Raw genomic sequence first — 12,911 nt, 5'->3', positions numbered from 1 at the left:
AGAGTTTTAGTATGAATGATCAGCGGCAAATTTTTTTACATGGCCCACTGGGGCGTAGGCAATTTCGTGAAGTACTAGGTGGGCTAATGGCAGGTCTATTGCTCCGCCCAGAGCCTATGTGGCTGGTGTCGCCCTGGCTGAGTGACTTTCCTGTTCTGGACAACTGTTCTGGACAGTGGGATGCACTTGAGCCTGGCTGGGGCAGTAGAGAGGTTAGCTTTAATGAAGTGCTGGCGAGGGCTGTTAACGGCGGGTGCCGGTTGCGGGTGGTGACTCGTGACGACGCGTACAGTCGTCGATTTGTCCAGCAGTTGAACGGTCGCTTAGTCGCCGGTCACGATTTTTGTTACCAGTTCAGTGAGCAGGTTCATACCAAAGGTCTACTTACCCACAGTTGTTTTTTGAAGGGTTCAATGAACTACACCTGGAGTGGAACAAATCGAAATGATGAGCATGTCATGCTGACCAGTAACCCTCAGATAATTTCTGAAGCGTTACTGGAGTTTGAAGATCATTACCGCTTTGAGGGGTGTTCATGAGCACCATGCCGGCATGGTTGCAGCCGTTTTTCGCGGTCGATAACCAGATCGATCCAGACAAAGTGTTTGCCGGAAAATATCCGCAGCCGTATCAGAGTTTGTTGGAGCCTTTGGTGCAAAGTGCCTGTACGGGGCAGTGGCCGTTACTGTTGCCGTACAGTCGCCCGCCGGAATTATGCTTCTACGCAGCAGCTGAGGATGGCCGTGCGCTGGAGGAGTTACGTCAAGTGCTGTCGGCGTTTTTAGGAACAGCGAGTACCTCTCCAGATTATGGTCTGATCAGCACTCCAAGTAACCAGGGACAGAGTGCATTGCTAGCCCGTGCCCCCGCAGGTTTGTTGCGTATTGACTTACTCGACGGGGTAGGCGAGCAGCAGAAGCATCGGATCTTTACAGTACTGGCTAATGTACTGAAGTTGTATCGTCAACGTCCCGCGCTTACGTCGTTGGCCAAACGGCCACTAGGTCGGGTGTTACGTGATTTCATGCTGGCCTACCGATTACATGATGGCGAAAATGCTTGGCGTTTTTACGGCGAGCTTAAGAACTCGGGAGGTTTCAGTCCACCTAATCTGCTGTCGTTGGAGTTGCAGGCTTTGGCTTCAGCAGATCGTTGGCAGGATATCGTTAACCATCCACGGTTGCCTAGTCTGCTAGGCGGCCGTATTCCGTTACGACTAGTTCGCCTATTGCTTCGAGCGCTGGGGCAGTTAGGGCTTAATCGGCTACTAATTATTGAGGAGATAAGTGAGGAGAGCAGGGAGAAGTTGGCCGATTTGTGCCACCCGCTAAGCCCGCTATTTATGACTGTTCCGTTGTTTGAGACTCGCGAAAGTTTTAAACGAGATTGGCAGTTGTGGGTTGCTGGTGCTGCTGCTTTAAGGAGTGTACAAATTCAGCAGCAGGTGCCCGAATTTATCGATTCGGACTGGTTGCGAAAACTACTGTATTGGGCAGGCTTAGCTCAGGTAACTCAACCTGAGATTGATATAGAACCGATTGTTGGTGTGTCGGAAGATCAGACGGAGGGACCCGGGGCAGTGCAAGCGTTACTGCAGCGTTCGCTGGATGTATCATTGGTTGAGTTGCAGCAATTGTGGCAGCAATTGCAGGCCATGCCTGCGTCTTGGTTTGAGCCACTACAATCATTGCCTGTGATGAATGCAATTCTACAAGATATGCAGAAACGCTTTTCTAGTGAACAGTTGGGCGGTTGGGATAGTTGGTTTCAGCGCTTGACTGATGCCGAATTACTTACTGACGGACTGGAGCGTGAGGCACTAGAGTACTGCGAAAATTGGACAGTTGAATCCTTTAACTCGAACAAATTTCTTAAATGCATTCAGACCGGATCTCCTACGGGGCAGACGATTCTTCGTAACACGCTACCGTTACTGCTGGATTGGCTGGAAGAGCGCGATGTGGTTTGCCAAGGTGTTGTCTGGCTCGAGTTGTTGGAGTTGCTAGCCCTTGACTCTATAGTCAATCCAGCATTGCTGTCGCTGGCAGCACAATTGACGCAGTTGATGTTGGAACAACCGTTCACAGTCGATGAGTATACGCGGTTGATCGACGCGATGCTGATGTTGTGGGAGGTCAATAAAGGGCCTGAAGCATATACCAGCATGCTGGAGTTGATGGATGTGCTGTTGGACGCGCCCTGCCCAGCAGAGCCATTGCGTCGTCAAGTCTGGCAGTCGCTACGGGATTTTGCGGCAAAGCATTGGAGGCAAATTAAAGATCCGGCAATACGTCAGTTGACCGTTGTGCTAATGCAAGAAATTCTTGAGTCCGGTGAGCAAGTTCCAGACTTTAGCAATATCAAAGACTCTGACTCAGAGATCAATTCAGCGATAGTATCATCCCCCGATTTACAAGGAAAGTTGTTGGCTATCTACACCCTTACAGAGGGTGCTGCGCGCCGCGCTCGGGATGTACTGGAAATGATTTTTACAGGGCTTAGGGTTGAGATCAACAGTGACCATACAGCTACGCCAGCCTTGTGTCATCTTGCTAAAACAGCTGATTATTTTGTGTTCTCTTCTCGTAGTTCAAAGCATCAGGCATTCTATCCGGTGACCAGTATAAGAAGGGATGTTATCTATCCGTATGGTAAAGGTGCTTCTAGCATTATTCGTGAGTTTACAGAGTGGTTAAAACGGACGGATATTTAGGTGTTGGCAAATTAGGGAGAATTGATATTATAGTCCGATGTGCTTGCTCTATGGAATCATCAGTGCTTTGTGCATTTGCAAGCCGAGTTTCCACTTTGGGTGAGCCTTGCAGTATTCGATAGTCAGTTTTGTGTTTCGATGGGCCTTTGGTCCATCCATAGGTTGGAGGTAGAAATGGTTGAAAGTAAGATGCTCAAATTTTTCTGGTAGGGCTTCAGTTTGTGGAAAGACTAATTTTAATTCGTCACCTTGAGTGATTTTTAATTCGGCCGTAGATTTAGGGCTGACGCAAACCCAGTCAATCCCGTTTGGCGGTATTATCGTGCCATTGGTTTCCACTGCCACGATAAAGCCATGCTCATGCAGTGCTTCTACTAAAGAATCATCTACTTGCAGCAACGGTTCTCCTCCGGTCAATACCACGTATTTATGGTCTTGATGGGAAATTGGCCATAACGAATCTATTGCGAGGGCAAGAATATTGGCGGTTGTAAATTTTCCTCCACCCATCCCGTCCATTCCCACAAAGTCGGTGTCGCAGAATGTACAGATGGCGCTAGCCCTGTCCTGCTCCCTACCTGACCAGAGGTTACATCCAGAGAATCGGCAGAATACCGCGGGTCGACCCGCTTGGTTGCCTTCCCCTTGAAGGGTGTAAAACATTTCTTTGATGCTGTAAGTCATCTGGTTTACTCATCTGATTCAAATGGGTGGCGAGTGCGCTGATCCGCCACCGCTGAACCACTATCAATCTCGTTCTTGAATGTACTGCTCATATCCAGTTTTGCGCAGTTCGCAAGCTGGGCACGTACCACACCCGTAGCCCCAGTCATGTTTCTGTTGTCGAGTCCCGAGGTAGCAGGTGTGGGACTCTTCTTGAATCAGGCTGACAAAATCCCGATTGCCAAGATCTTCAGCCAAGCGCCAGGTCTGAGCTTTGTTGAGCCACATTAAGGGTGTTTCAATGATTACTGGAGCATCCATCCCTAGGCTCAAGGCCACCTGGGTGGCTTTGAGGGTGTTATCCCGGCAGTCTGGGTAGCCTGAGTAGTCGGTTTCGCACATTCCCCCGACTATCACTGTGAGACCCCGTCGGTAGGCAATCGTGGCTGCGAACGTCAAAAACAGCAGATTCCTCCCGGGTACGAACGTATTGGGAAGTCCGTTCTTTTCAAATTCTATGGTTTTCTCAGCGGTCATCGCCGTATCGCTGATCTGGCCGAGTAATTTGAGGTCAAGCACGTGATCCTCACCGAGGCGCTGTGCCCAGTTCGGAAATCTATTCCGTATTTCTCTCAAAACGTTCAGCCGACATTCGAGTTCGATCCGATGCCGCTGGCCGTAATCAAAGCCAATGGTCTCTACGTGCTCATAGTGCTCAAGCGCCCAGGCTAGGCAGGTAGTTGAGTCTTGTCCGCCTGAGAATAAGACTAAGGCTTTGGTGTGCATGCTGGCTCTCCTGGGCATTTGCGTCTGGATTTATCGTTGCTTCAGCTCTTGCTTGAGTTTCTGGGTCAGATACTGAGTCAAGAGTGCGATATCGCTGGGAGTGTTCTGAATACCGTTCCAAGGGCGTCGGTCGATTTCCGAAATTCGCCATTCTCCGCTAGTCCATGCTGTGTGGGGTTTCAGCAGTCGTAGGCCTGCAGTAAAGCCCTCCTTGCTGGTCGTGCCTTGGTTGGCGTACAGCAATTCCATTACGAAGCTTAAGGAGACCAGACCCGCGCCATGCTTCAAGCGTGAACTTCTGGGGGCTAACCCTTCCCATTCCGATTTGAAAACAGTTCGCACTGCGTGGAAAAAATTGTTAATGAGCTCGATGCTGCGCCCTTCAAAGTCATCAAACTTCATGAAGCTACGAATTGCACCGTCATTGGCAGAGTTCATCACGAATTTCTGCATTGCGGTGTCGCTCAGTACACCATGAGGGTTGGTATGTTGCTTAATTTCGCCGAATAACGAAGAGTTCGGCAAGAAATTCAGCAGGTCAATAATGCGAGCAGCAAATTTACGACTGGTGAATCGCTCCGGTAGTCCGTCAACGGTTGGGAGCAATTCATAAATCAGCGATTTTGGCAGTGGTCGTGTATTGTTGACGAGCACAAATTGCTGCCGCAGTTCGTTGTAGTCTTTACAAATCAATGCAGATACGAATACCTGGAACCGAGGCTTCTCCATGGTCGCAAGGGCGCTGAGTCGTTGCTGTCCATCGACTACGAAGCCTGGTTTGGTTTTGCTAGCATCAATAACGATTTCTACAATACCTTCACCGAGGTCTTTGATCGTGACCCCATCCAGAAAGGCCAAGATAATTGCGTTAGGAAGCAGTGCATCGTCGCGCTGAAGATAGTCGCGTATATCTCTAATGTGCGATGCGACTTGATGGCGCTGAAAGCCTTTAAGATGCCCTTCTTCATCGCGGCCGACTCTCTCAATCTCAGAAAACTCTAAAATTTCATTTGGGGTGGCCGCAAACGAAAATACATCATGCCCGGAGGCCTGCTGGGCGCGCACACCCTTAAATCGATAGATCATTGTTTTGAAAGTTCCAGAGTTTTCTGAAGGTGGCGGTGGTACACGCCTAAATTGTGAAATCCGCGCCTTTTGTTTCGATTGCTGGCTCGAAAAATAATAGTTTCGATACCTGCTGACTGACAAATCGAACATTGGCATTTTTGCCAAGGTTTATCTCTCAGCGTGGGTGAGATTAGTCGGACATGCTTGGTGATTTCTTTTTCCATTTCTATTGATGATAATATCGATCCGGAAAGAGTCAGTCGGAGATAGTCTACTAGCACGGCTAAGGTAGAATCAAAGTCGAGAAGGTTTTTATCGTAGTTACGGATTGCTAGCAACGCCGCTTTTTCTTTGATTTGCAACTCTTCCGCGCTCAGAGTGCCTTTTTTTATTCCTTGCATCAGGCGTGGATTTTCAATTGCCTGTGGGATTCGAATGGCGGTGTAATAGTCCAGTTTGTTCGTGTTGTTGCCCATGTAATAATTACACTTCGCATCTTTAAATGCGCGTATAAGTGGTGAGGTTGAGTCAAAGCTGGTAATGCCATATCCAGTGAATTCATGGATGTTCTCAGCTTTGGCGAAACCCAGCAGATGGATATTTGTCTCGGGCTTGAGGATCGCTCTAAGTTCTTTCAGAACCTCATGGATTTGATCGACTTTTAAAGGTACTAGACCTCCGATCGCCAAGTAGCGATAACCCATGTCTTCGAGTTGTTTTGCAGCGTTCGCCATGCTTTGGGGAGACCAACCCTGTACCGCTCCAAGAGGTTCGAAAGGCCATTCCGCCTCCTTCACTAAACGCAGAAATTCCTGCGCATTTTTGAGCGTGATTTCGTATCGAAACAGCACATCCTCCGATTGGCTCAGTGCTGGAGGATTGCTGGAGTCGCAGTTGAATATAATGTGGTCCGGCGAGCAGCCATGGGTGAATCCCGCATCCGAGTAAAACTCTACGACTTCGCTTGGGCTATACGCAGGAGTAGGGTGCTCTACATAGGCGAAAGCCCCGCAGTCACCTAGGACCATCGTATCTTTGAACTGAATACTATCCAGTCGTAGAAATTTGCGCACTCCTTCTCTCAGGAAGCGCTGCTGCTCGGAGGTCGAGTACCGAACCTTTGAATTAGCGACGCCATTTGCAGGACGCACTGCGCTCATCGAGACCAAGAGCCCGTCATAAGGGACGGGGGTCATCATTTCGTGCGCATACTGGTCATCCCAGTATCTCTTCCGACCCGGCGCATTTCGATCGTTGATGAAGTCGTAGTCCGGGTCTACGTAGTCTTGGGTGTCGGCGTATAAAAACTTCATTGGTGAGCGCTGGTCATATAGAGGCGGATCAAGGTTTCTTGCAGCGCCTTGATATCTTGAGGGGTGCTTTGGATTTCGTTCCACTGGACATTGATCATCGGCCACTGCCCGGATGTCCATGCGCAGTAAGGGGCAACTTTGGCCAGTTCTTGTAAAACTGCTTCATAGGTTTCGTGCTGACCACCGATTTTGGCGTAGATCCGATCCATAAGCACTCCCATGGCGATGATCCCCGCTGAATGCATAAGTCGACTGCTCTTGGATTCAAGTGCCCACGCCTCTGGAAACGTTTCACGCACTGCCCGCCAGAAGGTCATCAGTAGGTTGTACATGGACTCAACGTTCGCCGCTCCGTCGGTGCTGGAGGTATAGGGGGCCAGCGCCCCCAACGGATTACTGATGCTGTTGCGGATCATCGTTATTACGGCGGTGTCAGTGATCACTGCTTTGCTATTTTGCTCGGACGACCGCTTTATGAGTTTGTGGAAAGGGGAGTTGGGATCACGGCTAAGAAGCCCGCACAACTCAGCTGGTGCTTTGCGAGCACTCAGTTCGCGGGGCAGAAGGATGCTGCCTGTCTCCGGCAGTAGTTCGTTGATCAGTCGAGTGGGCAAGGGTTTGGCCTTGTTGACCAAAATGAATTGCTCGCGCTGGGTGGTCAGGCTGTCGGACACAAAACCGATCACCGGCACAGGAAGATCCGAATTGGCCGCTTTCGCCAACGCCAATGAGCGCTGTTGTCCGTCCACGATCCAGGCAGACCTCATTCCTTCCTCCCTGATAGGGATCGTCAGCGTACCCGCTTGCGAAAGCCCCGCGTCGCCTGTCGGCTTGCTCCCGCGTGCTGCAACAAAACGCAGATCAGGGGACAGGGCTAAGATAATTGCATTGGGAAAAAGTACATTTCCCTGATTGAGGTACTCGGTGATCCCTTTAACATGACTCTTAATCTCGGGGCGCTGAAAGCCTTTGAGCGGGCTGCTGTCTTCGCGCGATAGGCGGCTGATGTCAGCAATTTGGACCAGATCAGATCCCCTGATAAATAATGCATACACATCAAGGTTGTCGCCTTGCGTGGTACGTAGAGCGCGCACCACGATTTCATCGCTGCTCGTCATACTCTGCTCTCCGCATTGTCTTGGTGTTTGATGTCGAGCCAAAGCCTCCGGAAGCGCGATTGCTCGCATGAGACAAGAGCGTCATCTCTCAAATAGCGCAGCAAGCGGGTGGAACTGCCCTGGTGGCGTGCCCAGGCGCACTCAAGCATGAATGTAATTTCGCTGTCCGAAGCGCGCCGGCGGATGGTGGTTCTCGCAACCGACAATTGGTCCATCGCTGTACAGACCATTGCTCGGGCGGCCTCTGCAGGCTCGTCCGACAAGCCGAGAACCTCAACAAAATGACGTAATGCCCTTTGAGGAAAATCACTTCGAGTGCCTGGTAAAATCGAAGTTTCAAGGCGTTCGTCGTACGGCATAGCTGAGCTTTTCAGACTATTTGGAAGCATTTCAATGCCGGGTCGGGAAGTGAATATCCTGAGCTTGCCGATCTTCGCATCACTGATTCCACCAAGATCATTAGCTATTAGCTGGACATAGCTTGAGGGAAGGGCAATTAGTACTAAGCCGACCTCGCGGTGGTTCACCACGTTGGCTATAGGCGTTGCTTTCGATTGAACTGCGTTCATGGCATCCCACCAATCAGAAGCCCGTGCGCCCAGACTTTCGAGCCTTGGACTGATAGAATTCGGGTCTTGAGACACTGTCAGGTTGTACGGAGGGCACTTTTGATCGCCTTCAACTAGACCCAGGCCTGTTGATGCGAACATCAGATTTGCATCCAGCTTGGCTGCTGCGTGCCTAGCGTCAGTGACGCTCCTTCCTACGTAAAGCGAAGAGGCCTTCAGGGTGGCCGGATGTTCGTTTATCTGGTCAGCCCAGGTCTGCGCCATGGCCTCGATCGACAGATAAGGCTCATCCTTCAGGCCCAAGGGGGGGGAGCCGTCAAGACGTTTTCGATTGGTGCAGTTTGTGATGATGACGGTTTTCATGATGAAACTGCTGGCCTGGCTTGTAGGGCTCTGCATTTATTTAAGGCCGATAATTTACCATCGAATAACTGTGAGGGCCAATTCGCTGGACTGGTTTTTGTGCGGTGGGGTTGGTATAAAAGTTCCGAAACTGCTGCAACCCCCTCCATCTGGGGGTGCCGTTCGATGAAGGAAGAGATTCATTGCTTAAGTTCAGCGCAATCAAGGCGTTACAGAGCCCAACCCAACAAGTTGTATCGTTTGCGGCTACCGTTGAGCAGATTTTGGCGATCGCGAGCATCGACCGAGTCAAGCGTGATGATCGTGGCACCCTTCATGGCTTTCAGCGACCACAGGTGTCCAAGCACATACGAGAGATCCGTGACTACCTCTCCCGTCCCGATGCCGTAATGCCCAATGCTGTGGTGTTAGCGTTTACCAGTGGGGTCCGGATTGTGGATGGGAATGGAGCCTATTCAGAAATAGAGGTCGACATTTCATCTGGCCCCCCCGGGTTCGTTGTTGATGGTCAGCAACGTCTATCGGCCTTAGCCGGACTGGAGGGGAGCTCTTTCCAACTACTGGTGTCTGCTCTCGTGTGTGAGAATCAGGAGGAGCTTCGCAGGCAATTCATTCTCGTCAACAACACCAGTCCGCTGCCGAAATCGCTGATATATGAACTGCTCCCGTCTGTCAGCGGCCTTCCGTTCAGAATGACTTCCCGTGCCCGCGCAGCGCGCATCGTTGAGATGCTGAATTATGATGATCGATCTTCTTTGCAAGGACAGATTAAGCAACATACCAATCCCATAGGGGTCATCGGCGATACGTCTCTCCAGAAACTGGTAATGAATTCCCTTTCCGACGGTTATTGTCGCGAGGTGATTGAGTTATCGGGAGGCGAGGATCGGTGTTTCTTGGCCATCAGCGAGTTTTTCCAGGCAGTCCAGGAGGTGTTTGGAAATGCTTGGCATGGTCATACACCCAAAAGCTCTCGTCTCGTCCATAGCGCGGGAATTATTTCCATGGGGTTCGTCATGGAGCAGTTGTGTGCTACCGGCGCACCACTGGCCCCAGTATTCAAGATAGGTCTTAGAAAGCTGCAAGGATATACGGCTTGGACACTGGGTTCAGGAGAGTGGTCGTTTAAAACTGGACGCCGGCCATGGAATGGGATTCAAAATTTACATGGCGATATTCATCTTTTGACTGATCATCTGACTAGGGTGGTTCGAAGTTCAGAGTTCGTACCTAGCTAACTGGTGCTCGTTACAAATTATTTAGGGGGTAATATGACCACTTTGATTTCCTCGGATCTGCCTCCGGCGCTGGCCAGTGATGCCAGTGTCAGAGAGTTCTCAGAAGTCATTCTTAAGCTGTCTATGGCTTTTCAGGAGGCATTGAGAAGGCTTGCAGAGCATGACGAAGATTTCCCTTCGGAGGGGTATGGCATGTTAACTGAGGTGTATGGTTTGCGGGCGCGCGCGAATATCCTTTATCTAACACCATCCACGCATGTCGTACAGTCATTGAATTTTTCCCAGGCTGCTGTGTTGGGGAGGCTGGAAGAGGTTTTGAAGTGTCTAAATGATGTAACGGATTTGCATGCGGTCAGTTCAATGCTGGTTTCTGTGATTACCATCGCATCAGCGCTGGGTGTGGGGCGGGCTAAGGTTGTAGAGTTTTTATTTGAAACGCTATGTGTCGATCTTGAATCTTGGAAAAAATTGAGCCTGTCTAATTGATTGCGTTCCATGATCTGATATTGGGAGGATTTGTTGGAGATCTTTAAAGAGTTTGTTTTTGAAGCTGCTCATCGGTTGCCTCATGTCCCTGAAGGGCATAAGTGTGGGCGCCTGCATGGTCACTCCTTCCGTATTGCAATATATATTGAAGGGCCTGTCGATAAAGGAACAGGTTGGATTAGGGACTTTTCTGAAATAAAGGAAGTCTTTTCTCCTCTGTATGATCTCCTAGATCACAATTATCTTAATGAAATTCCCGGTTTGGAAAACCCGACGAGCGAGGTTTTAGCTATGTGGGTTTGGAAGGAGTTGAAACCATTGCTTCCTGATCTTTCCGCTATTCGTATTCACGAAACTTGTACCAGTGGATGCATTTATAGAGGGCCCGCAGGCTAAGCGCGCCTTGTGCGGAGGCGGCGGTGCCACGTGCAGTGTTTTATTGACGGGTGTAAGTGGCCTCTTACACATCCCGCCAAGTTGCGGCCCATTGACTATGATGGGTTTAGTCTCCTCGGGGATCAATGAGTTGCGTCATTCCACTGATTCGATGCCATCGGCAGAATGACCGACCATTGCTGTGACCTGAACTAGAAAGTTTGCAATTAGCCTAGGCCGGTTCATGCGACCTGTTCGCTTCGCCACCAAGCCCGCGCAGCCAGGAATTGATGGTCATCGTAGACTGAATTAACCCGGTATTGGGCGTAGCACCGATCGCCTGCGCCTGGATGGTGCCAGCGCTAAAGATGCTGGACGATGACACAGGAGCTTTTCTGGTCGTGTTACACCAGTCGCTAGAGGGCCACGATGCGTTGACGCGTTCAGTCAACCTCGCGCATTGTGAGGCTATCGAGTGGCTAGGAGTTACAATTCAAGCATCTCTAAGCCGTTGAAGAATAACGATAAGCCGTGCAAGGTGAACAGGGCAACTCGCAAGGAGCAGGAATGAGCGTATATACACCCGCAGGTGAAACACGCGTAGCGGTTCTGGTTGATTGCGACAATGTCTTCCCTGAAGTGCTGGAGCATGCCCTGCGCGTTGTGGCTCAGTTTGGGCGTGTAGTATTGCGTAGGGGATATGGCAACCACGGGACGCTGGCGAACAAGTGGCAGGAGGCACTGGTTCGCCTAGCGTTCACGCCATGCCTTCAGTACCAATATGCAGCCGGAAAGAACACCTCCGATATCGCCTTGGCGCTCGATGCTTTAGAGGCATTATTCGATCAGCGAGCAGATACTTTCTGCCTGGTCACCAGCGACTCCGACTTTGCATACCTTTGTCGCAAGCTTCGTGAACGCGGTGCCACGGTTTGTATCGTGGGGGAAGCTAAAACTCCTGATGCACTGCGCAATGCCAGCGATCAGTTCTTTGAGTGGAACCGAGCGGACCACTCACTCGAGCCTGCGACCGAACAGATTGCAAGGCCTGCTGGCAAATCTGATATCGGCGTGAAACCAGAGACTGTGAAGGCCGAGCTAACAGGGCCAATCGTTAAGCGCCGTCCGAGATTTGTTGTCGATGCCGTTTCTTTGCTGGCCGGTGGAACCAGCGAAGGCAAGGTGAGTTTGAGTGCTCTGGGCCAGTACCTGAAGCGCACCGATCCCGCATTTTCTCCTAGCACCTATGGACATTCAGGCCTGCTCGACATGATCAAGACATACGATCTGCTGCATCTTAGCCAGGAGAGCGGAGGTCATTGGTCTGTAGGCTTGGCGGTAGAGGAGGATTTACCTGAGGCAGCAGCCGAGGCTTGATCTACCATCGCAACCTTATTGACACAGAAAAGGGGGCCGAAGCCCCCGGTGATCAGAGCAACCCACGCTCGGCAAATGACACTGTGTGCTGACCTGCCACGATGATGTGATCCAGCGAGCGCACTTCGACGAGTGCCAACGCCTCCTTGAGACGTTGCGTCAGGGTTTTGTCCGCCTGGCTAGGTTCAGGATGTCCGCTTGGATGGTTGTGCGAGAAGATCACTGCAGCCGCATTCAGGCGCAGTGCTTCCTTGACCACCTCGCGAGGGTAGACCGATGCACTGTCGATGGTGCCGCGGAACATCTCCACGTACTGGATCAGGTGATGCTTGGCATCCAGAAACAGCGCCGCGAAAACCTCGTGTTCGAAACCTGCCAGCTTGGCGACCAGGTACTCCTTGACCAGTTCTGGCGAAGTGAAGGCCGCACCGCGTTGGACCTTCAGATCGATGACCTTGCGAGCAGCCGCCAGGATCTGATCGCCAGTGGCCGGCAGGTAGCGACCTTGCTCGTCGCGAATCAGCAGGGAAGAGTCAAAAGAAAAAGATAGCTGCGACATGATCGTGCTCCGGTTACTCGGGCGAAATTGCCCGATTCCCGGCCAGCACGGCGCAGCGCAGCAGTCAGGGGGCGACAGCCGGCCCGCCGCAAGCGCGCCCTGCGCGCGCAGCCCTTGACGGCGAGAACGCCGTGATAGGGTGAAGGGAAACAGCAAGACCGCCATTCCACCTCTCTAATGGGCACCGACAGCAAGCGGAGCGCGCAGACCCTCAAGGGCCGAAGGCGTCAGGGATCAAAGCCGGATGGCCGCGATTCGGTACGAAGCGCGGAGCGCAGCCCAC

At 51.3% G+C, this 12,911-nt stretch carries 13 protein-coding genes; 6 read left to right on the top strand and 7 right to left on the bottom strand.

The genetic code is table 11. The annotated features are described in order from the left end of the window. The first annotated feature begins 11 nt into the window (after nucleotides 1–11). On the top strand, nucleotides 12–539 hold the full coding sequence (gene dpdK, locus TMS3_RS24760; RefSeq protein ID WP_083491800.1) for a phospholipase D-like domain-containing protein DpdK: 528 nt from the start codon (nucleotides 12–14) through the stop codon (nucleotides 537–539). Further along, nucleotides 536–2,713 (top strand): protein DpdD, encoded by a 2,178-nt coding sequence (gene dpdD, locus TMS3_RS19645; protein WP_025167005.1) that lies wholly within the window; start codon nucleotides 536–538, stop codon nucleotides 2,711–2,713. The genes dpdK and dpdD overlap by 4 nt, the downstream gene beginning before the upstream one ends. 48 nt (nucleotides 2,714–2,761) lie before the next feature. Here dpdD and queE read toward each other — a convergent pair whose 3' ends face one another. The 6 genes from queE to TMS3_RS19615 form a co-directional block, all read right to left on the bottom strand. Then, complete coding sequence (queE, locus tag TMS3_RS19640; protein WP_025167004.1) at nucleotides 2,762–3,397, bottom strand: 7-carboxy-7-deazaguanine synthase; 636 nt, start codon at nucleotides 3,395–3,397, stop codon at nucleotides 2,762–2,764. Nucleotides 3,398–3,460: 63 nt separating this feature from the next. Further along, nucleotides 3,461–4,162 (bottom strand): 7-cyano-7-deazaguanine synthase QueC, encoded by a 702-nt coding sequence (gene queC, locus TMS3_RS19635; protein ID WP_029866500.1) that lies wholly within the window; start codon nucleotides 4,160–4,162, stop codon nucleotides 3,461–3,463. Nucleotides 4,163–4,192: 30 nt separating this feature from the next. Continuing rightward, nucleotides 4,193–5,248 carry a DGQHR domain-containing protein DpdB gene (gene dbpB / locus TMS3_RS19630; RefSeq protein WP_029866499.1) on the bottom strand — a complete coding sequence of 352 codons (1,056 nt, stop codon included), beginning with the start codon at nucleotides 5,246–5,248 and terminating at the stop codon, nucleotides 4,193–4,195. After that, nucleotides 5,245–6,543: a tRNA-guanine transglycosylase DpdA gene (dpdA, locus tag TMS3_RS19625; RefSeq protein ID WP_025167001.1), complete on the bottom strand. Its 1,299-nt coding sequence runs from the start codon at nucleotides 6,541–6,543 to the stop codon at nucleotides 5,245–5,247. Before dpdA ends, dbpB (TMS3_RS19630) begins: the two co-directional genes overlap by 4 nt. Then, on the bottom strand, nucleotides 6,540–7,661 hold the full coding sequence (gene dbpB, locus TMS3_RS19620; protein ID WP_025167000.1) for a DGQHR domain-containing protein DpdB: 1,122 nt from the start codon (nucleotides 7,659–7,661) through the stop codon (nucleotides 6,540–6,542). The genes dpdA and dbpB (TMS3_RS19620) overlap by 4 nt, the downstream gene beginning before the upstream one ends. Further along, nucleotides 7,658–8,593: a hypothetical protein gene (locus TMS3_RS19615; protein WP_025166999.1), complete on the bottom strand. Its 936-nt coding sequence runs from the start codon at nucleotides 8,591–8,593 to the stop codon at nucleotides 7,658–7,660. Before TMS3_RS19615 ends, dbpB (TMS3_RS19620) begins: the two co-directional genes overlap by 4 nt. Nucleotides 8,594–8,775: 182 nt before the next feature. Here TMS3_RS19615 and dbpB (TMS3_RS19610) point away from each other — a divergent pair, with 182 nt between their 5' ends. The 4 genes from dbpB (TMS3_RS19610) (at nucleotide 8,776) to TMS3_RS19600 (ending at nucleotide 12,069) form a co-directional block, all read left to right on the top strand. Further along, nucleotides 8,776–9,831: a DGQHR domain-containing protein DpdB gene (gene dbpB, locus TMS3_RS19610; protein ID WP_025166998.1), complete on the top strand. Its 1,056-nt coding sequence runs from the start codon at nucleotides 8,776–8,778 to the stop codon at nucleotides 9,829–9,831. A 33-nt stretch (nucleotides 9,832–9,864) separates the two neighbouring features. Beyond that, complete coding sequence (locus tag TMS3_RS19605) at nucleotides 9,865–10,317, top strand: hypothetical protein (RefSeq protein WP_025166997.1); 453 nt, start codon at nucleotides 9,865–9,867, stop codon at nucleotides 10,315–10,317. Between the two features lie 33 nt (nucleotides 10,318–10,350). Further along, nucleotides 10,351–10,713, top strand: coding sequence for a 6-carboxytetrahydropterin synthase QueD (queD, locus tag TMS3_RS24755; protein WP_083491798.1), 363 nt, complete (start codon nucleotides 10,351–10,353; stop codon nucleotides 10,711–10,713). A gap of 546 nt (nucleotides 10,714–11,259) precedes the next feature. After that, nucleotides 11,260–12,069 carry an NYN domain-containing protein gene (locus TMS3_RS19600; protein WP_025166996.1) on the top strand — a complete coding sequence of 270 codons (810 nt, stop codon included), beginning with the start codon at nucleotides 11,260–11,262 and terminating at the stop codon, nucleotides 12,067–12,069. 52 nt (nucleotides 12,070–12,121) lie between these two features. Here TMS3_RS19600 and radC read toward each other — a convergent pair whose 3' ends face one another. Next, a complete protein-coding gene (gene radC / locus TMS3_RS19595) occupies nucleotides 12,122–12,628 on the bottom strand; it encodes a RadC family protein (RefSeq protein WP_025166995.1) in 507 nt (168 codons plus the stop codon). Between the last annotated feature and the right edge of the window lie 283 nt (nucleotides 12,629–12,911).

It is taken from the genome of Pseudomonas taeanensis MS-3 (assembly GCF_000498575.2).
Classification (GTDB): domain Bacteria; phylum Pseudomonadota; class Gammaproteobacteria; order Pseudomonadales; family Pseudomonadaceae; genus Aquipseudomonas; species Aquipseudomonas taeanensis.
Note: the sequence above shows the minus strand (reverse complement) of the source record. Positions and strands in the feature narration are given on the sequence as shown.